This window comes from Zobellia uliginosa, assembly GCF_018860745.1.
In the GTDB taxonomy this organism is placed as follows: domain Bacteria; phylum Bacteroidota; class Bacteroidia; order Flavobacteriales; family Flavobacteriaceae; genus Zobellia; species Zobellia uliginosa_B.
Genome location: NZ_JAHKPY010000012.1, coordinates 727,756 through 748,541 on the forward strand (window position 1 = coordinate 727,756; position 20,786 = coordinate 748,541).

At 38.5% G+C, this 20,786-nt stretch carries 19 protein-coding genes; 16 read left to right on the forward strand and 3 right to left on the reverse strand.

Annotated features, from left to right (window positions below; genetic code table 11):
* Positions 1 to 70: 70 nt before the first annotated feature.
* The 14 genes from KO521_RS14570 (at position 71) to KO521_RS14635 (ending at position 16,159) form a co-directional block, all read left to right on the forward strand.
* The gene (locus KO521_RS14570) at positions 71 to 1,273 is read left to right on the forward strand and encodes a beta-ketoacyl-[acyl-carrier-protein] synthase family protein (RefSeq protein ID WP_215940613.1); all 1,203 of its coding nucleotides are present in this window, start codon (positions 71 to 73) and stop codon (positions 1,271 to 1,273) included.
* Complete coding sequence (locus KO521_RS14575; RefSeq protein ID WP_215940614.1) at positions 1,273 to 2,337, forward strand: beta-ketoacyl synthase N-terminal-like domain-containing protein; 1,065 nt, start codon at positions 1,273 to 1,275, stop codon at positions 2,335 to 2,337. Before KO521_RS14570 ends, KO521_RS14575 begins: the two co-directional genes overlap by 1 nt.
* Positions 2,331 to 3,107, forward strand: a complete 777-nt coding sequence (locus tag KO521_RS14580) for a polysaccharide deacetylase family protein (RefSeq protein WP_215940615.1) — start codon at positions 2,331 to 2,333, stop codon at positions 3,105 to 3,107. The genes KO521_RS14575 and KO521_RS14580 overlap by 7 nt, the downstream gene beginning before the upstream one ends.
* A complete protein-coding gene (locus tag KO521_RS14585; RefSeq protein WP_215940616.1) occupies positions 3,100 to 3,717 on the forward strand; it encodes a LolA family protein in 618 nt (205 codons plus the stop codon). Before KO521_RS14580 ends, KO521_RS14585 begins: the two co-directional genes overlap by 8 nt.
* On the forward strand, positions 3,698 to 4,309 hold the full coding sequence (locus tag KO521_RS14590; protein ID WP_215940617.1) for a hypothetical protein: 612 nt from the start codon (positions 3,698 to 3,700) through the stop codon (positions 4,307 to 4,309). The genes KO521_RS14585 and KO521_RS14590 overlap by 20 nt, the downstream gene beginning before the upstream one ends.
* Positions 4,306 to 4,893, forward strand: a complete 588-nt coding sequence (locus KO521_RS14595; RefSeq protein WP_215940618.1) for a porin family protein — start codon at positions 4,306 to 4,308, stop codon at positions 4,891 to 4,893. Before KO521_RS14590 ends, KO521_RS14595 begins: the two co-directional genes overlap by 4 nt.
* A 5-nt stretch (positions 4,894 to 4,898) precedes the next feature.
* Positions 4,899 to 5,267 carry a 3-hydroxyacyl-ACP dehydratase gene (locus KO521_RS14600; protein WP_215940619.1) on the forward strand — a complete coding sequence of 123 codons (369 nt, stop codon included), beginning with the start codon at positions 4,899 to 4,901 and terminating at the stop codon, positions 5,265 to 5,267.
* A gap of 5 nt (positions 5,268 to 5,272) precedes the next feature.
* The gene (locus KO521_RS14605; RefSeq protein ID WP_215940620.1) at positions 5,273 to 5,776 is read left to right on the forward strand and encodes a hypothetical protein; all 504 of its coding nucleotides are present in this window, start codon (positions 5,273 to 5,275) and stop codon (positions 5,774 to 5,776) included.
* A 90-nt stretch (positions 5,777 to 5,866) separates the two neighbouring features.
* The gene (locus KO521_RS14610) at positions 5,867 to 7,036 is read left to right on the forward strand and encodes a DUF2062 domain-containing protein (protein ID WP_215940621.1); all 1,170 of its coding nucleotides are present in this window, start codon (positions 5,867 to 5,869) and stop codon (positions 7,034 to 7,036) included.
* Complete coding sequence (locus KO521_RS14615; RefSeq protein ID WP_215940622.1) at positions 7,029 to 10,715, forward strand: MMPL family transporter; 3,687 nt, start codon at positions 7,029 to 7,031, stop codon at positions 10,713 to 10,715. The genes KO521_RS14610 and KO521_RS14615 overlap by 8 nt, the downstream gene beginning before the upstream one ends.
* Complete coding sequence (locus tag KO521_RS14620) at positions 10,715 to 12,262, forward strand: phytoene desaturase family protein (protein ID WP_215940623.1); 1,548 nt, start codon at positions 10,715 to 10,717, stop codon at positions 12,260 to 12,262. Before KO521_RS14615 ends, KO521_RS14620 begins: the two co-directional genes overlap by 1 nt.
* Positions 12,262 to 13,143 carry a cupin-like domain-containing protein gene (locus KO521_RS14625; RefSeq protein WP_215940624.1) on the forward strand — a complete coding sequence of 294 codons (882 nt, stop codon included), beginning with the start codon at positions 12,262 to 12,264 and terminating at the stop codon, positions 13,141 to 13,143. The genes KO521_RS14620 and KO521_RS14625 overlap by 1 nt, the downstream gene beginning before the upstream one ends.
* A gap of 50 nt (positions 13,144 to 13,193) precedes the next feature.
* The gene (locus KO521_RS14630; RefSeq protein WP_215940625.1) at positions 13,194 to 14,870 is read left to right on the forward strand and encodes a C45 family peptidase; all 1,677 of its coding nucleotides are present in this window, start codon (positions 13,194 to 13,196) and stop codon (positions 14,868 to 14,870) included.
* Positions 14,870 to 16,159, forward strand: coding sequence for a phenylacetate--CoA ligase family protein (locus tag KO521_RS14635; RefSeq protein WP_215940626.1), 1,290 nt, complete (start codon positions 14,870 to 14,872; stop codon positions 16,157 to 16,159). The genes KO521_RS14630 and KO521_RS14635 overlap by 1 nt, the downstream gene beginning before the upstream one ends.
* A 164-nt stretch (positions 16,160 to 16,323) precedes the next feature.
* Here the strand turns inward: KO521_RS14635 and KO521_RS14640 are convergent, their stop codons facing one another.
* From KO521_RS14640 to KO521_RS14650, 3 genes are all read right to left on the reverse strand, one after another.
* On the reverse strand, positions 16,324 to 16,647 hold the full coding sequence (locus tag KO521_RS14640) for a GIY-YIG nuclease family protein (RefSeq protein WP_215940627.1): 324 nt from the start codon (positions 16,645 to 16,647) through the stop codon (positions 16,324 to 16,326).
* 62 nt (positions 16,648 to 16,709) lie between these two features.
* Positions 16,710 to 18,830: a DNA helicase RecQ gene (gene recQ, locus KO521_RS14645; RefSeq protein WP_354668210.1), complete on the reverse strand. Its 2,121-nt coding sequence runs from the start codon at positions 18,828 to 18,830 to the stop codon at positions 16,710 to 16,712.
* An 85-nt stretch (positions 18,831 to 18,915) separates the two neighbouring features.
* The gene (locus tag KO521_RS14650) at positions 18,916 to 19,248 is read right to left on the reverse strand and encodes a single-stranded DNA-binding protein (RefSeq protein WP_038237398.1); all 333 of its coding nucleotides are present in this window, start codon (positions 19,246 to 19,248) and stop codon (positions 18,916 to 18,918) included.
* A gap of 262 nt (positions 19,249 to 19,510) precedes the next feature.
* Here KO521_RS14650 and KO521_RS14655 point away from each other — a divergent pair, with 262 nt between their 5' ends.
* Both KO521_RS14655 and KO521_RS14660 read left to right on the forward strand, forming a co-directional pair.
* Positions 19,511 to 19,828, forward strand: a complete 318-nt coding sequence (locus KO521_RS14655) for a hypothetical protein (protein ID WP_215940628.1) — start codon at positions 19,511 to 19,513, stop codon at positions 19,826 to 19,828.
* 2 nt (positions 19,829 to 19,830) lie between these two features.
* The gene (locus KO521_RS14660; protein ID WP_215940629.1) at positions 19,831 to 20,523 is read left to right on the forward strand and encodes a hypothetical protein; all 693 of its coding nucleotides are present in this window, start codon (positions 19,831 to 19,833) and stop codon (positions 20,521 to 20,523) included.
* Positions 20,524 to 20,786 lie beyond the last annotated feature (263 nt).

Consider the following 20,786-nt stretch of genomic DNA (forward strand, 5'->3'; position numbering starts at 1 on the left):
AAGTTGACTGTTGTGCTTAAGCCTAAGATTCGTATTTTTATTCTTATTTCTAAATTACCTCCAAATTAATATGTGCAAGGGCGTAGCAATTACGGGCATAGGTGCTATTTCTGCCATTGGAAACAATGCGCAAGAAAATTATGATGCACTTGTTTCTGGCAAAATAGGAATTTCTACTATTTCCAAAATAAATACCGTCCATAAAGATGATATTATGGTTGGCGAAATAGAAATGACCAATGATCAATTGAAAGAAAAATTGGGAATTGCCAAAGGGGATGCCATATCACGAACCGCGCTTTTAGCCATGTTCGCTGCAGATGAAGCCATATTGCAGGCAGGAATTACCGATATAAACGATTATGAAACCGGACTAATCTCCGGAACTACCGTTGGCGGTATGGACCAATCTGAAAAATATTATTTCGAATATTTTGAGAGTGAGGAAAATTGGGGTCATATTAATGGTCTTCATGCCGGGGATTCTACGCAAAAACTAGCGGCCCACATAGGTTTAATCGAAAGTTTCGCTTCAACCATTAGCACAGCGTGTTCCTCTGCGGCCAATGCCATTATGTTGGGGGCACGAATGATAAAATCAGGTCAATTAGACCGTGTTATCGTTGGTGGCACGGATAGCCTGTGTAAGTTCACCATTAATGGTTTCAAAACGTTAATGATTCAATCGGATACGTATAACACACCTTTTGATGACAATAGAAAAGGGCTAAATCTTGGTGAGGCAGCAGCTTACCTAGTTTTAGAATCGGATGAAATTATAAAAAAGAACAAAAGAACGATATTAGGGTATGTAAAAGGGTATGGCAATGCCAACGACGCTTTTCACCAAACCGCATCTTCGGATAATGGCGATGGCGCCGTTCTAGCAATGGAAAAAGCGTTTAAGGTTTCTGGCTTAAAGCCGTCTGATATTGATTATGTGAATGCCCATGGCACAGCCACCCCTAATAACGACCTTTCCGAAGGCCGTGCTTTATTACGGACTTTTGGTGATAAGGTACCGGAATTCAGCTCAACAAAAGCATTTACCGGCCATACCTTGGCAGTAGCCGGCGGTTTAGAAGCTGTTTATTCCGTTTTGGCCTTACAGAACAACATTATTTATCCAAACCTAAACTTTAAGACTCCGATGAAGGAGTTTAGTCTGCTTCCTCAAACCACGGTGAAAAAGAAAGAACTTCGCAACGTGCTTTCTAATTCATTTGGTTTTGGAGGAAATTGTTCTACACTAATATTTTCAAAAGAAGCCTAATGAAACCAGTATATATACATAGCGTAGGTTCCGTATCGGCACAGAAAACTTTTGAAAATGAAGAGTTTCTTAATGAAATCAGGGAGTATAATGACACCACGGTAAAAGTTATAGATCCCAACTATAAAGATTTTATTCCACCGGCGGCGGCACGCCGTATGGCGCGTGGTATAAAAATGAGTGCGGTAAGCTCTAAAAATGCCCTTACCGAAGCTGGATTGGAAAATGTAGATGCTATTATTGTGGGCACAGGATTAGGCTGCATTGGCGACTCTGAAAGATTTGTTAGCGATATTATTAAAAATGATGAGCAGTTTTTAACGCCAACACGTTTTATACAATCATCGCACAATACCGTGGCTGGACAAATTGCCCTAGGCCTAGGCTGCAAAGGCCATAATTTTACTTTTGTTCATTCGGCAATTTCATTTGAATCATCATTGATCGATGCTAAAATGATGCTGGAAAATGATGAAGCCATTACTGTTTTAGTTGGTGGTGTAGATGAACTTGTTGACCACCATGTAGAAACTCACCGTTTAATCGGCCATATCAAAAAAGAACCTTTAGCGTCTCAAGACCTTTTAAAATCCAAAACAGAAGGAATGGTTATGGGTGAAGGGTCTCATTTTTTTGTACTTTCCAATGAAAAAACACCTTCTAGCTATTCTGAATTGCTTGCTGTAAGAACGTTCAATACTATTTCCAAAGACCGTTTAAATCAGAAAATCAATAGGTTTTTAGAAAGTCAGCAGGTAAGCATAGAAGATATTGACTTAATTATACTGGGTAATAACGGTGATATTAACTTTGACGATTATTATAAGCAGCTAACTACCGGCATATTCGCAAACACGGCTCAAGCGTACTACAAACATCTATCCGGCGATTTTGATACCGCATCTGGATTCGCTTTTTGGTTGGCCAATAAAATTCTAAAAACACAGCATATACCCGATGTTGTTAAATTGAATGCTATTGAATCCTCTAGTTTAAAAACCATTTTGATTTACAACCAATACAGAGGAGAAAACCATAGCCTTACTTTAATTCGCAAATGCTAAAGCGAAAAAGGACAAATACCGTTGCTCTTCTTCTTTTGCTATTTGCTGTAGCAGTTTATTTTTTAGAATACGGCCCCTTGTGGCCTATATTCATTATCCTGTTCATTTGGTTCGCCGTTACCCTATTTGGCTCTTTTTTTATCCGATGGAATTATCACCTTACTTCTAAACATTCCAACAAAGACACAACTTATCAATGGGTCTCCATAACATTTGATGATGGGCCTAATACTGAATTTACACCCCGAATATTAGAGTTACTGGCCAAGTTTGGTGCCAAAGCAACTTTCTTCTGCGTGGGAAAGAATATTGAGCAACATCCTGAAATTCTAAAACAGCTTATATCTCAAGGGCATAGTGTGGGCAACCACACCTACTCCCACTCCAACAATTTTGGATTTTTACCGTTAGATAAAGTGTTGAACGAACTAAAACAAACCGAAAATCTGGTGCACTCTTTAACCGGTAAAAAAATGAAACTCTATCGTCCGGCTTTTGGAGTGACCAATCCACAAATTGCAAAAGCAGTTCAACAGTTGAAAGTACATTCCATAGGATGGAACGTACGTTCTTTGGACACCACCTTCAGGTCCGAAAAAACAATCCTGAAACGAATTACCAATACTGTTTCCAAAGGTGATGTGATACTATTACATGATACCAGCGAAAAAACAATAGTCGTTTTGGAACAGTTATTGTTATTTTTGCGAGAGAAAAATCTGGGTTCGGTCACGATTGACCGCCTATTAGAAATCGAAGCTTATGCATAAGATACTTTTTCTTTTATTTTTTATTTCCATTTCTGTCATTGCTCAGAAGGAAATGACCCCTACTGAAGCTGTTGCCTTAAAAACCAAGGTAAAAACCAGAGCAGAGGCTATTAGCACGGTAATGAGCGAGTTTACACAATACAAGCATTTAGACTTCTTATCAGATGATATTGTATCGCAGGGCAAGCTTGCATTTAAAGTCCCTAACCTTGTAAAATGGGAGTATACAGAACCTTTTGCTTACTCCGTTTTGTTCAAAAATGAAACCTTGTTCATTAATGATGATGGTAATAAGAGTAATATGGATGTGGGTTCCAATAAAATTTTTAAACAGTTGAACCAATTGATTACCGCCAGTATCCGTGGTGATATGTTTGACGATAACGAGTTCAATATCAAATATTTTAAAATCAATGATTCCAGTTTGGTCTACTTTCTTCCAAAAGACGAGCAGTTCTCCAAATTCATTAAAGCCTTTCATCTTACTTTCAATGCCAATGGCGATGTAATAGAAGTAAAGATGATTGAGCCTTCTGACGATTACACCCATATTAAATTTACTGATCGTGTCGTGAACAAAACCTTGTCAGATGCGGTATTTACTGAGTAGCCTTAGTTTGTTTCTATTAATAGGATGTGCTTCTTACCCTGTTCAAAACGGGTTTGAACCAAAAAGTGATTCCCCAAAGAAAACATCCAACCCTTACTTCTCAAATGCCAGAAAAGATTATGTTTACAAAGCAAAAATAGATGCATTCAACAGGTCATTTGGTGGTATTTTTATCGTTAAAAAATTAGGTGCGGAGCATCATCGTATTGCCTTTACCACAGAGATAGGAAACACTATTTTTGATTTTACTTTTAAGGGAGATGATTTTAGGGTGAATCGTATTCTAAAAGACTTAGACCGTAAAGTACTCATCAATATATTAAAGAGGGACTTTAAAGCTTTAACTCAAGAACACTCTCCGGTTAAAAAGAACTTTGTATTAAACACAGAGAACATCCTTCAGACCGATATCCTTTCTAAAAAACATTACTTTTATTACAATGATGAGCAATTGAACAAGATTGTTCGTGTAGACCGAAACAAAGAAAAAGTAGAATTTACTTTTACCAATATAGACGATCAGTTTGCCAAACAGATTGAAATAGCGCACCACAACTTTAAGCTTCACATTGCATTAAAAGCATTCAAATGAAGATAATAAAACTCCTTATAATACTGTGCTCTCTATGCAACTCCGGGTTAGCCACCGCACAAGTCCGCCCAGGTTTTAAGGTTGGTTTGAACAGTGCTAAGATTAGTAACACCACACTTGATGCTAAATCGGGAATTTACATAGGTGCATTGGTAGATATCCCAATTACGGATTATTACACCCTACAGCCCGAACTTCTATATAGCAATCAAGGCGGAAAATCAAATTCCGACATCTACGGAGATGTAAACATCAATTACGTCTCTATTGGCCTACCCAATAAATTTTATGTGAGTCCAGATAGTGGACTTCACTTTATTCTGGGTCTAGGTTTAGACATTAACTTTGAGAACAATTTTGTTAATTTGACGAACTTTAACGGCGATGATGAAATCTCACCTGTTGATGTTACCGTATTTGGCGGAATTGGCTATGAATTCAATTTTGGTTTAATTCTTGAAGCTAGATATAAGCAAGGCACCATAAGTGTTGATTTCTTTGGAGAAGATGATTTTTATGAAGAAGTAGGAAGTAACCTCAATGGCGTTTTCCAAATAGGTGCCGCATATAAATTTAAAATCTAAGTAAAATGTTGATTGAAGGGTTATACACCACAGAGAATTTTGAAAAGGAAGACCAAACCGTAAATGCTACGGTAAAACTAAATGCCGCACATAAAGTTTTTAAGGGTCATTTTCCTGGCAATCCTGTTATGCCTGGTGTGTGTATGATTCAGATTATAAAGGAACTTACGCAACAAGCTACGGGAAAGACTTTGTTTTTATCGGTTGCCAATAACGTTAAGTTTATGGCAATCATCAATCCTGAGAAGAATAATATTATTCAACTCACTTTGAATATCACAGAAGAAAATAGCGTTGTAAAAGTAAAGAATACTACTACTTTTGATGAAACTTTAGCTTTGAAACTTAGCGCCACTTTTAATGTGTTAAACTAAATCCAATGAGCTTAAAACTAGGTATTACAACAGTATTTTCATTCTTATTTCTTGCCGGTGTAATTGATCTAGGAAAAGCTAGGTCTGCTTATATAGGAGCTGCAGATAATGAGAATGCAACCCTGGCATTACATGAAGACTTAATTTCGGTTGCTAAAACAGATAATAAAACATTGGTAGCCTTTAAAGGTGCGGTAACTACAATGATGGCTAAATATACCAAAGGTATAAAGGACAAAAAAGCCTATTTTAAAGAAGGTGCGGAACTCTTGGAATTTGCGTTAGAAAAAGACCCTAACAATGTAGAAATACACTGCATAAGATTAAGCGTGCAAGAGAATGTACCCAAGATTACGGGATATACTAAGAACATTAAAGAAGACAAGCAATTTATACTGGATAATTTTGGTTCTATCTCCAACAAAAACAGCAAAAACTTCGTTAAGGGATATATTTCTAAATCCAAGGCTTTCAGTGAAGCAGAAAGGCAATTGCTACAAGGTTCGTAATACGTATCTTTGTAAAAAATTCGAACCGGTTTTCTGAACCCTTTGAAAAAATTGCTCGTGTCAACCCCTATTCCATCACTTCAAAATTTTATGCAGCAGGCTAATTGCTGTGTACTGGTACCAACATATAACAATGCGGGAACCTTAAAAAGGGTGCTTGACAGCATTTTGGAACGAACTAATTCCATTATCGTCATTAACGACGGCGCAACGGATAATACTGCGGAAATCCTAAAGGCATACCCCAATATTGAGCAAATTAATTTACCTGAAAACAAAGGCAAAGGAAATGCCCTTCAAAAAGGCTTTAAGGCAGCTATTTCTAAAGGATACGATTACGCAATAACCATTGACTCGGACGGCCAACATTTTCCTGAAGACCTTTCTGTATTTTTAGAGGCATTGCTAAAAGAAGAAACGCCTAATGTTCTTTACATTGGCTCCCGTAACATGCAGCAGGAAGATGTTCCCGGAAAAAGCAGTTTTGGCAATAAGTTCTCTAATTTTTGGTTTTGGTTTGAAACTGGCACAAAACTTCAGGATACGCAGTGCGGCTACCGTCTTTATCCTTTAAAAGAAATAAAGGATCTAAATTTTTATACACCAAAATTCGAGTTTGAAATAGAGGTAATTGTTCGTCTGGCATGGAACGGAACTTTGGTGAAAAATGTACCCGTTCGTATTCTATATGACGAAACGGAAAGGGTATCTCACTTTAGAACCGTTCCCGACTTTACCCGTATAAGTGTACTTAACACTTGGTTGGTTATTATTGCTATTCTATATATAAAGCCCCGTAACTTTATTCGGAAAATTAAAAAAAAAGGCTTTAAAAAATTCCTTTTAGAAGATTTGCTCCGCAGTGATGATCCTCCCAAAACAAAGGCACTTTCCATAGCTCTTGGTGTATTTTTGGGCATAGCTCCTTTCTGGGGTTTCCAAACCATTCTGGTTTTTGCATTGGCCGCACTTTTTGGATTGAACAAAGCTATAACCTTCGCATTTTCCAATATTAGTCTACCCCCTTTAATTCCGTTCATAATATTCTTCAGTATTGAAATTGGAGTATTGATTACTGGTGAGGATGTTTCTTTTTCCGTAGAGAACATGACCCAAAATTTTGACCTCCTGCAAAACCTTAAGACCTACCTTATTGGTAGCTTTGTTCTAGCTATATTATCCGCATTATTGTTTGGTATAATTGGCTATTTCACGATTCTCTTTTTAGGTAAGAAAAAAATGGTTGTAGATAATGGGTGATTTTTTCTATAAAGCATACCAGTTCATTGCTCAAAAAAGACTTATCTCTTTATCTGTGCTTTTGCTCATCTTGATCGGACTATCCGTAATTGTCTCAAAAATTCAGTTTGAAGATGACATAACGTCCTTAATTCCTGCAAATGAGGAAGCGCAACGTGTTCAGAAAGTATTGAAATCCATTACGTTCACGGATAAAATTATCATCAACGTACAAAAAGAGGAAGACGGCACAGTAGACGACCTTACCAAATACGCAAAAGACCTATTGGATAGTCTAGAGCAAAATCAATCTGAATATATAAAAAGTATCCAAGGACGTGTCAATTCCGATGATGTTCCCAAAACGCTGGATTTGGTTTATAATAACCTACCTCTCTTTTTAGAATTAGATGATTACCCTAGCATCTCTAAAAAGATCGGCCCGGATAGCATTGCAAAAGTCACTGAGGAGAATTACCGTACGCTTATTTCCCCTTCAGGTATCGTAGCTAAAAAAACGATTGTAAAAGACCCTTTGCACCTCTCTTTCATTGCCCTGAAACGCTTACAGGAATTAGGCGTTGGGGACGACTTTAAACTAAAAAACGGATTCCTATTGGATAAAGAAGAAAAAAACATTCTTCTCTTTCTGACCCCTGCAAATGGCTCCAACGAAACTGACAAAAACCTACCGTTTTCTAATGCCTTATATGTTCTACAAGACCAACTTAACCAGGTTTACAAAGCAAAAGTACATAGCGAATACTATGGTGCAGCACTGGTTGCCGTTGCCAATGCCAAACAAATAAGAAGTGATATTCAGTTTACGGTAAGTGTTGCCATGACCTTGCTCATCATTATTTTAATGTTGTTCTACAGAAAATTGGCTTTACCGTTTATTCTTTTTTTACCAACCCTGGTTGGGGCGTTGATGTCCATTGCTTTTCTGTGTGTTCTCAGGGACAGAATTTCAGCTATTTCCTTGGGTATCGGCTCAGTTTTATTGGGTGTAACGCTAGATTATGCCTTACATATCCTCACCCACATTAGAAACGGAAACGGGGTTGAAAGCCTTTACAAAGAAGTGGCGCCTTCCATTCTTATGAGCAGCCTTACTACGGCCTCTGCCTTTTTGTGCCTTTTGTTCTTAGAATCCCAAGCCTTACAAGATCTTGGTATTTTTGCCGCAGTAAGTGTTCTGGGAGCATCGGTTTTTGCTTTACTGTTCATTCCACAGGTATATTCGCCGAAAAGCGCCGTAAGTGCAAGACGAACAATTTTAGACCGGGTGGCTGCCTTTGACTTTCACAAATCTAAGTGGGCCATTATTGGCTTGGTTCTATTTTCCGTTATTAGCATCTTCACTTATAACAAGGTTGTTTTCAATAAGGATATTGCCAAATTGAATTATGAAACCAAAGTACTTCGCGAGGCTAGGGAACGACTGGAGATTTTGACCGATATTAGTTCAAAGTCTATCTACTTGTCAACCTATGGAAATGACATTGAAAGCGTTTTGACTCAAAACGACTCTCTTTATGACGAATTGAAAATCCTTGAAGAGGAAAACAATATACTCAGTTTCAGTTCTGTTGGCGGACTCATACGAGCAAAGAAAACACAGGAAGCAAAAATCAAAGCTTGGGAAAATTTCTGGAATCAAGAGAAAATCAATGCTACTAAAAAAACTCTAATTGAAAGTAGTGCTGAATTCGGTTTTAAACCTACTACGTTCTCTAAGTTTTATGATTTATTGAATGCGGATTTTGAACCTATGGAGGTCACCGCTTTTGAATCTATAAAATCATTCTCGCTTGATGATTATATCGTGAATGATGAGAACGGAACTACAATTACCTCCTTGGTAAAAGTAGATGATGACCATATTGATGCCTTGCGCAAACGCTTTGAAAATTCGCCCAACACCCTTCTCATTGACCGGCAACAGGTAAACGAAACGTTTTTAGGTAACCTTAAAAATGATTTCAACAGCCTTATTGGGTATTCCTTTGTGGTGGTTCTGCTTATTCTTATTCTATTTTATCGTAGTCTTTCATTGACCGTGATAACCAGCATCCCTATTTTCCTCACTTGGTTTTTGACCGTGGGTATAATGGGCCTTTTTCATATTGAATTCAACATTTTTAATATTATCATCTGCAGTTTCATTTTTGGGCTTGGAGTAGATTATAGCATTTTCATAACCAACGGATTACTTACTGAGTACCGAACGGGCGAAAAAGTTCTTCCTACCCATAAGACTTCTATATTATTATCGGTCATAACTACTATTGCGGGAGTTGGCGTATTGATTTTTGCAAAGCACCCTGTTCTATATACTATCTCTACAGTATCGTTAATTGGTATTCTATCTGCTGCATTTGTTGCTTTTACCCTTCAACCCTTATTATTTAGATTGTTTATTGGTAGTGCTGATAAGCGACCCATTTCTATACGCTATTTTATTCATTCCGTTTTATCATTTACCTATTTCGGTTCAGGAGGTTTTTTACATTCCATATACGGAGTGATTAAACTAAAACTATCACCACAGAGTAGACAAAAAGTGAATCTTGGGTTTCATAAATCGGTTTCAAAATTAATGGGATCCGTTTTGTATACGAATCCGTTTGTATCCAAAGAAATAAGAAATCCGTATAACGAGACTTTTGAAAAGCCGGTGATGATCATTGCTAACCATACCAGCTTTTTAGACATACTGGCTATTGGCATGCTCCATCCAAAGATTATATTCATGGTAAACGATTGGGTGTACAACTCGCCTGTATTTGGTAGTGCTGCAAAATTAGCAGGGGCTTACCCTGTCTCCGGAGGTATTGAAAACGGAGAAGCATTTTTAAAGGAAAAGGTTGCGCAAGGCTTCAGTATTATCGCTTTCCCAGAAGGCACACGCTCAACGAGCAATAAAATAAAACGCTTTCATAAAGGGGCTTTTTATCTGGCACAGCAGTTTGAGTTGGATATTCTACCTGTACTTATTCATGGAAATTCCGAAGTACTGCCTAAAGGTAGTTTTATCATTCGCGATGGTAGTATCACTATAGAATTGTTACCGAGAATCAAGGCTCATGACACACAATACGGCAAGAACTATAGTGAGCGTGCTAAAAAGCTTGGCGCATATTTCAGGAATGAGTTCAGAAGACTTAGAGATGAGATTGAGGACGAAAACTATTGGAACAAAGCACTTTTAGAAAATTTCAGATACAAAGGTGATGTGGTTTACAAGGCCGTTAAACAGGATATAGAAACGCATAAAAAAACCTACCAATTACTTCTAAAACGAATTGGACCAAAAACCAAAGTCGTTCATATATCTCAAGATTTTGGACAATTGGACATACTTCTTGCTCTAGATTCCATAGACAGAAAAATTACGGTGAAACTGCAAAACACCGAAGCTTCCGCTTTGCTTAAACATAATTTCCTGACCAAGAACTATAGTAAAATTACGGTGGCAAATTCTATGAAAGAAGCCATAAGCACCCCTGGTGATGTTCTTTTAATCGATATAAAACTGGACACAAAATATTTTTCAGAACCTGAATTTAATAAGTTTGAAACTATTATCTTATTCAAGAAAGCCCAGCAATTAGAATTAGCTCCATTAGAAGCACTGGGTTTCATTACTAGCGAACAAAATGATAACTTTAGGCTACTAAAAAATATCGGCGGATAATGAAAGAGCATTATGATGTAGTGGTAGTTGGTAGTGGCATGGGCGGTCTCGTTTCTGCTATTATCATGGCGCGCGAAGGTAAGAGTGTCTGCGTATTGGAAAAAAACAACCAATACGGTGGCAACTTACAGACTTTTGTTCGTGAACGGACCATTTTTGACACAGGTGTTCATTATTTAGGCGGATTGGATAAAGGTCAGAACCTCTACCGTTATTTTAAGTATCTAGATATCTTAGACGGACTCTCCCTTACACGATTAGACGAAGACGGTTTTGACCTGATTACTTTTGATGGCGATGAAAAAGAGTACCCGCATGCACAAGGCTATCAAAATTTTGAACAAAAACTAGCAGAACAATTTCCTGAGGAAAAAAAGGCCATTCATACCTATTGCGAAAAACTACAGGAAACCTGTAGCGCATTTCCACTTTACAACTTAAAATTGGGCAAACCATATCATGACGATACCGAGCTATTTACCCTTCCGGCAAAAGCCTATATTGATTCGGTTACTCAAAATGAAAAACTAAGAGCCGTGCTTGCAGGTTCTAATCTGCTATATGCGGGTGAAGCAGATAAAACCCCTTTCTATGTCCATGCACTTTCTACGAACTCGTACATTCAAAGTTCGTACAGATGTGCAGATGGCGGTAGTCAGATTACCAAGCTTCTTATAAAAAGATTAAAAGAAAGTGGAGGAGAGACATTCAAACATAGTGAAGTAACCCAATTTCATGTTGAGGACAAACAGGTAGTTTCGGTCATCACGAAAAAGGGCGAGACCATAAAAGGCGACTTGTTCATCTCCAACATAGAACCTAAAATTACACTTAAAATGGTTGGAGAGGAACATTTCCGAAAATCTTACGCCAACCGTATTAAAAATATAGAAAGTACCGTTTCCGCTTTTAGTATTCATATTGTTTTGAAGCCTGAAACTTTCAAATATCTGAACCATAATTATTATCATTTTAAAGACCATAAAACAATTTGGAACTCACATAACTACACTCAAGAATCATGGCCAGAAGCCTACATGGTTTCAATGGGCACCCGCAAAAACCAAGGAGAATGGGGAGACCAACTTACCGCCATCACGTATATGCGCTATGAAGAGCTAAAGCCCTGGTCCAGCACATTCAATACCGTTGCACAGAAAAATAGTCGCGGGGAAACCTATGAAGAATTTAAAGCGTCAAAAATAGAGGCTTTTCTAAAGGTACTTGAAGCGAAGTTTCCCAACCTACGTGAATGCATTCAATCGGTTCACACCTCTACCCCATTATCGTACAGAGACTATATTGGCTGCAATGAAGGTTCTATGTACGGCTACGCAAAAGATTACCGTAACCCATTAAAGACATTTATTTCTCCCCGCACCAAAATAAAAAACCTATTTTTCACAGGCCAAAGCATTAATATGCACGGAATTTTAGGGGTTACCATTAGCAGTGTGGTTACCTGTTCCGAGATTTTAGGTAGTGAATATTTGTTAAGCAAAATAACCAAAGGGAGCTCTAAGACCAACGAAAAAATTGATGCATAATGGGACAGTTTAAATCAACACCAGTAGAACGGGTAGAAAACATCTCAAAGGCAGATTTTATAAAAAACTACTACAAACCGCAAAAGCCTGTTCTCATTACCGGTTTGACCAAAGATTGGCCAGCGTTCGAGAAATGGAAACTAGATTACGTTCAGGAACGAGCGGGAGACCAAATTGTACCGTTATATAATAACGAACCTGCCAAAGACAAGGAAAGTGTATATGCTCCAAAAAAGGAAATGAAGTTGAGCGAGTATATTGAAATTTTAAAAACCGAACCTACGGATCTACGGATTTTCTTTTACAATATTTTAAAGGAAATGCCGGAATTGCTCAAAGACTTTGAATACCCGGATATTGGCCTTAAATTCTTTAAAAAACTACCTGCACTGTTTTTTGGAGGAGGGAAATCTAAAGTTTTTATGCATTATGATATTGACTTGCCGGACAGTATGCATTTTCATTTTGATGGTGACAAGATCGTAAATCTTTTTTCACCGGAACAAACGCAATACTTATATAAAGTTCCATTTTCCATTCATAATATTGAGGATATAGACATGGACAATCCGGATTTTGAGAAATATCCTGCTTTGCAATATGCACAAGAAATCCGTGCTGAAATGAAACATGGCGATGCCCTTTATATGCCAAGTGGGTATTGGCACAGTATCCGCTATCTTAACGGGGGTTTTTCTATGACGCTTAGGGCGCTACCCAGACACCCCGGTCGTTTTGCCAATATGCTATACAATGTTATGATTATGCGTCATATTGATAATCTCACCCGAAAATATCGGGGTCAAAAATGGTTGGACTATAAAGACCGTTGGGCCATAAAACGAACGGAAAAGAATCTAAAAACGAGACATAATAGGTAAGGCACCGTACTTTTACACATAGCTCGTTTTTTGAATAGCCGATAGACATCATGCCGCAAAAAAAAATTCCAAAAATATACGTACTTCTAGGCTTTACTTTCCTTCTGGTTTCCTGTGGCGTTAAAAAATCACTGAGAGACCTACCCAATATCAGTCAATACGAAACAGATGTGGCCCAACGGCATCAACTTACAGATTCCTCCTTTGTTCTAGGCAATAATTTTTTAACCAAAAACCAACAAGGCATTTATGAACTTTACGTTTCCGGTAACCCCTATGAATTGGGTCTAAAAACGGGTAGTCTTACAAGAGAGCTGTTTCAAGAACAAGAAAAAGTTTTCATTGAAAAAATAGACGACCTAGTTCCTTCGGAAAAAAAACAGAAAATGCTACGGAAGTTCTTAGCTTGGTTCAATCGGAAGATGTACAAACATGTAGATGAACAGTATAAGGCAGAGATTTACGGAATAGCTCATTATGCTTCAAAGAATTATGACCGTATAGCGGCACCCTACCCGCGTGTTATGTACTTTCATGGCGCTCATGATATTGGCCATGCCTTACAAGATCTAGCGCTGGTTGGCTGCTCATCTTTTGCAGCTTGGGGCGACCATACTGAAGATGGAAAACTTCTTATTGGTAGAAATTTTGATTTTTATGCTGGTGATGACTTTGCCAAGAACAAGATTATTGCTTTTGTAGCTCCTGATGAAGGCTATAAATTCATGTCCGTTACTTGGGGAGGAATGATCGGCGTAGTTTCAGGTATGAACGACCAAGGTTTGACCGTAACCATCAATGCAGGAAAGTCCAAGTTCCCTTTGGTGGCAAAAACTCCTATTTCATTGGTAACACGAGAGATTTTACAATACGCATCAACTATAGAGGAAGCCATCTCTATTGCCAAAAAACGGGAAGTATTCGTTTCCGAATCTATTTTCATTGGAAGTGCCAAGGATAAAAAAGCAGCCCTAATTGAGGTTTCCCCGCACAATTTTGGAGTGTATGAAGTAGAGAACAACAATCAGTTGGTATGTTCCAATCACTTTCAAAGTGCAGCCTACGCTAAAGACAAAAAGAATAAAAAACATATATTCGAAAGCCATTCTCAATATCGTTACGAACGTATGGAGGAGCTTTTGGAAGAAGAACCAAAGGTGACTCCGGAAAGTGCCGTAAGTATTCTACGAAACAAGAACGGACTTAATAACGAACGCATAGGTTACGGCAATGAAAAAGCCTTGAACCAAATGCTAGCCCATCATGGTATCGTGTTTCAACCGGAAGATTTAAAAGTTTGGGTGTCTAGCAATCCGTATCAATTGGGCGAATTTGTAGCTTATGACTTGAATGAGATTTTTGAGAACATTAAAAAGAACCCGGAAGCACGCCCTATTTCATCTTCCAGCGAAAATATTGAAGCTGACCCTTTTTTACAAACTTTGGCGTATCGTCACTACGAATGCTACAGAGAGTTAAAAAGTGAGATTACTACTGCTATTGCCTCCGAAGAAAAAATTGAAACTTCTTTATTATCGGAATTTGTAGCGGTAAATCCTGATTTATGGGAGGTCCATTTTCTCGTTGGAACCTACTATTACGAAAACGAATTGTATCAAAAAGCGCTTGAAGCTTTTGAAGCGGCAAAAACCAAAGAAGTAACTACCGTACCTGACATGGAGGCACTAGACAAATACATAAAAAAAACCAAAAGGAAGCTCAAATAATGATTCCAGAAATAGAAAAAGCATCCGTAGAGCAAATAAAGGCCTTTCAAGAAGAAAGGCTTTGCAAGCTTATTAGCTACGTTGCTGAAAATTCGCCATACTACCGGCGTCTTTTTAGACAGTATAAAATACTTCCTTCGGACATCAACTCGCTTGAAGACTTGGCAAGAATACCTGTAACGACCAAAGAGCAGTTACAGACTAATAATGACGATTTTCTTTGCGTTCCGAAATCGCAGATTATCGATTTTGTAACCACCTCCGGAACGTTGGGCGAACCCGTAATTCTTGGTCAGACGGATAAAGATTTAGACCGCTTGGCCCATAATGAAGCTATTTCACTTGCATGTTCTGGTGTAAACGCAGATGATATTATACAGATGACCACCACTATGGACCGCAGGTTTATGGCCGGTCTCGCTTATTTTATGGGAGTTAGAAAATTGGGAGCGGGAATCATTCGTGTGGGTGCGGGTATACCTGAATTGCAATGGGATACTATTCTAAAGTTCAACCCTACCTACCTTATTGTAGTGCCCTCCTTTTTATTAAAACTAATTCAGTATGCCGAAAATCACGGCATAAATATTAATACCTCAGGAGTAAAAGGGGCCATTTGTATTGGGGAATCCTTACGGAACCAAGATTTTTCATTGAATGTTCTTGCCGAAAAAATTAAATCCAAGTGGAACATTGAACTGTATTCCACTTACGCCTCTACTGAAATGAGTACCGCTTTTGCCGAATGTTCGGAACAGCAAGGAGGACACCATCATCCGGAGCTTATTATTGCCGAAATCTTGGATGAGGATAATCAGCCTGTTGCCGATGGTCAGGAAGGGGAACTTACGATTACAACGCTGGGCGTTGAAGCTATGCCGCTGCTTCGTTTTAAAACAGGTGATATTGTGGTTGCCCATACTTCACCTTGTGCATGTGGTAGAAACACCATGCGTTTAGGACCTGTGGTTGGACGAAAGAAACAAATGATCAAGTACAAGGGCACTACCCTCTATCCACCTGCAATGGACAATCTATTGAACGATTTTGAGGAAGTGGAAGGTTATGTATTCGAGATTTATCATAACGAGATTGGTACGGATGAGATTTTGATTAAAATCGCCTCATCTTCTGCGGACCATAAATTGATGCAGGCCATTAAAGACCATTTTAGGTCTAAATTGAGAGTGTCGCCTAATATTGAACTTTGCGATTCGGAAGAAATTCAGAAGTTACGGATGTCCAAACTGGGAAGGAAACCTATTAGCGTGATTGATAAGCGGGCGTAGCACCTGTCTTCGACTGCGCTCAGACATATGGTGCTATTCACGTAATAAATGTTTGTTTCAGATTGCGCTCAGACAAGCACAACACGCAAAACTAACGTCAATTGCAGTACACAAAGCCAAAAACATAGCTTTTACGGAATGTCACCCCGAGCGCAGTCACGGGCTTAGGAACACCCATCTGGCTTGTACTTTGAATGCGTGTAATTTCGGCATTCGGCAAGTATTTGAAGTCGCTCGAATTTACCGTTCATCAATGCTATCTTTTTAGCCCGTGACCAGCCTTTCAACTGCCTTTCGAACTTAAGAGCTTCATGTGCTTTTGGAAATTGTAAATGGTACAGCAACTTCACCGGACGTCTTGTGCTAGTGTATGCATTCTCATAGAACCCAGTTTGATGCTCAACTAGCCTACGGTCAACATCATTTGTAAAACCCGTATAATAACTTTTATCGGAGCATTCCAGTATGTAGATGTAATAGGGTCCCATGAAATTTGCTTTTTGAGCGTGAGCGTAAAATGCGCGGCTGAGCGCAGCCGAAGCCACGCATTTTACTTCCCTATCAAATACAGCCCCATTTGAATTTTCCAGTAGGGCATCTTCTCTTCAAAATGTTCAAAGAATACTTTTAGTCCCTCGGGGTTTTCAAGTTCGGAATGGGCTTTTTTAATTTTTACAATTTCATCCTTAGAAATAAACTGACTCAAATCTACATCGGCGCCTTCGGCATGGGCTTTTTGAAGGTGGTTGTAAATGCTACTTTCCTGTATTCCACGCTGCATAGCAATATCCTGAACCGAAAACCCCTCTTGCAACAGTTGAAACGACAGTTGGTGACTCGGATTTTTCTTTGGTTTCTTTTTTGGTTTGGGCGCGTTTATCTCCTTGAGAAATGCTTCGGCGTACTTTTCAAGCTTCGCTTGTCCTACCCCAGAAATTTCTAGGAATTCCGTTTCGTTTTTGGGGCGTTTTTCTTCCATATCCTTTAAACTGGCATCACTAAAAACCACGTAGGCAGGTACATTTTGTTCGGCTGCAATTTGTTGTCGCAATACCCGTAGTTTTTCGAACAACCCGGTGGCTGCTGTTTTGGACTGGCTAGTTTTCTTGGCTTTACCTTTTTCTTTCTTCTCTAAAATAGCAAGTTGTATCTGCTTCTTCTCATACAGCACCTGTTTTGCCAATGGCGTAAGCGACAGCCTACCGCCTTCCCTAAAATTAATGGAAAGCACACCTTGGTTCAACAACTGAATTATATATTGCTGTAAATCTTGCCAAGACACTTCTTTTACGGCACCGTACGTTTTTATATGCTGATACCCTTTTTCCATCACTTGGGCATTTTGCGCACCGCGAAGTACATCTACCAACATACCCATCGCTTCTTTTTCCTTTAAACGCGCTACTCCGGAGCAGATTTTTTGTGTAAGCACGGTAGCATCAAAATATTTGGGAGGCCGGTTACAGATATCACAATTGCCACAATTCTGGGTCATGTGCTCCCCAAAATAGTTGAGCAAAGCAATCCGCCGGCAACTTAAAGCTTCGGCAAATTGCTGCATGCGCTCTAACTTGGCATACTCCACATCTGCATTTTCGCTGGTATTGATGAACCTTCGCAATTGTGCTACATCGGCAAAACTATAAAAAAGCAAAGCTTGTGCAGGCAGGCTATCCCGACCTCCACGACCTATTTCTTGATAATAGCCCTCTATATTTTTCGGCAAGTTATAATGGATGACCCAACGTACGTTACTCTTATCTATTCCCATTCCAAAAGCAATGGTCGCTACAATTATGGGCACGCGGTCTGTAATAAAATCTTCTTGCACCTTGCTACGTTCATCCGCAGGAAGACCTGCGCTGTAGGCTTTCGCATTAAAACCGGAAGCCACAAGTTTATCCGCAATGGTCTGGGTACTTTTTCGGCTTAGGCAATAGATGATTCCGCTTTCATTAGGTCGCTCTGCTAGAAACTCCAAAATCTGGGTAATCCTATCCTGTGCCGGACGTACCTCCAAAGAAATATTGGGCCGATTGAAAGATGCCAGATGCCGCAACGCCTGTGGAATTCGTAACTGGTCTAAAATATCGTCCTGCGTTGTTTTATCCGCCGTAGCGGTCAATGCAATTATAGGCACCTGTGGAAAACGTTGTTTTAGACTCCCAAGTTGAGTATATGCAGGTCGAAAATCGTGACCCCAAGAAGAGATACAATGTGCCTCATCTATGGCAAAAAGGCTAATGGTTATTTCCAAAATAATATGTTGCAATAGCGCTAAACTCTCCGGTGCTACGTACAATAACTTCAGCTCACCCTTAAACAATTTGGTCTCTACCTCTTCTTTTTTTGAAGCTTCCAATGAACTATTAAAATAAGCTGCAGAAATACCATTTCCGGTCAAAGCATCTACTTGGTCTTTCATTAAAGCAATAAGCGGAGAAATTACGATAGCCGTACCTTCCATAGATAAGGCCGGAAGTTGAAAGCAAAGCGATTTTCCACCACCCGTAGGCATAATGGCCAGCACATCTTTTTTAGCAAGTACATCGCTAATAACGTTCCATTGGTTGGCCCGAAACGAATCGTAACCAAAATTTGTTTTTAAAAGAGGAAGTAGTTCTTGTTCTGTTGTAAGCGTCATGTAATACGTATAGAGATTCTTGCTCAAAAGAGCCGTTTTAGCAAACGAAGCGGACCGAAAGTAGCGTATGGCACCACTCCGTAAAGGCTTCGTTTGCAAAGAACGGCATATTCTATTTACCCAACATTAAAAGTTCGTTACAACGTACTTCTGTTATGTATCGTTTTTCACCCTCTTTGGTCTCATACGAGCGGTGGGTAAGTTTTCCCTCTACAGCTACCTGCTTTCCTTTGGTTAAATAATTTTCTACGATTTCTGCGGTCTTTCCCCAAGCTACCACATTGTGCCATTGGGTATCATCTACACGCTCTCCTTGTGCGTTTTTATAACTCTCTGTAGTAGCTATGGAAAACTTGGCAAGTTTATTACCATTGTCCATGTTTACAATTTCTGGGTCTTGACCCAAATTACCGATCAACTGTACTTTGTTTTTTAAGGCGTTCATTCTATTAGTTTTACGTTAAACAGTTTTACTATTGAACCACAATGATTCAACACTGCAAACATAGAACGAGCACCAAAATGTATTCGGTTACAAAACAATTGTTTTCGTTTGTAAACGTTTGAAAATGGATAAAAAACAATAGTAATACTTTAAAACACTGTATATATGTATGTTTTGGAGGATTTGTTTAAATTACGGCTAAAATAGAAATAAACGTACCTATGTACGTTTATACAATTGTTATCTGCAAGCTGAAAAAAATATGACAACTGAAGAATTTGTAAAAGCCTTTTACTGCGAGAAACAGGATTTTCTGAAAGAATATCTGTCGGACAATACTCAAACCGAAGCTGGAGAATTAATTAAAAAACTCAAATTGACCGCCAACCAAACCGAAATAATGGGAAAGGTTTTGGATTCTGCATTTACCGATATTTTCTACACAATATTACTTGGACTGGATGGGGCTGCTTCAATTGGTGGACATCAAGAAATTTATGAATTAAAAGATGAAAATGGTAACAAGTTCAGTGGAGAAATCGAAGGTTTTGCTTATGAATACTTTCATGAATCAAATTAAGAATGGAAGAAAGCAAAGCACATAATAAAATTGATATTTTTCAATCAGTAAAGTCAACCGCGATAAATGAACTAACTCCTGAACTGCTTGAAACTGGATTTGACTTATTAACGGAGTCAGAAATTTTAAAGGATATTCCAGTTTTTGGAATTGGTTTCAAGGGTTTTAGTCTTTATAAAAAAGTAACAGAATCTTTCTTCACAAAGAAACTTTTGAACTTCTTGTTTGAATTAAAAGAAATCCCCCAAACTAATAGGGAAGAGTTTATTTCTCAACTAGAATCCAAAAATGAGACTAAAAAAGCCGGTAGGAATATTTTAGTGTCACTAACCAGATTAGGAGATGAAGAAAAAGCAACTATAATGGGCAAGTTATTTAAAAACACCATTTTAGGCAACATGGGATTTAGTGATTTCAATCGCTTAACCCACATAATAGATGGTGCATATATTGAGGACTTAAAAGCGTTACAGGACAACTATATATTAGGAGGAATAAGTGATGATGTAAAAATAAATTTACATCAAATTGGACTTGTAAAACAATCATTATCTGATATAAAAAGGCAAAAAAAACTAAATATCAGACTAGGTGGAACTGGAGAGGATGTACAACCTAAATTTGAATACAGAGTTAATCAAATTGGTTCAATTTTGATTGAAAATGGATTTGACAAAGATAGCCCACAGAAATAAAGCCAGCAGATAACAAAACCTATAAACAATACGGACTTCGGGCTTAATCGCAGGGTTTGCGTATTTTTATAATGACCGCAAAATCTTTGGGATTTTGCTTAAAACAAGGAAAAGAAAAAACAAAACCAAAAGATTTGGCTATGTACGAGGCGGAAAGCAAACGCTAGTTTGCTCCCGTACTGTTCATAGCTAAACCGTTGTGCTTCATTATGACCCGTCCTGAAATATGTATACAAAAAACAACCGTGAATTATTAACTTCAA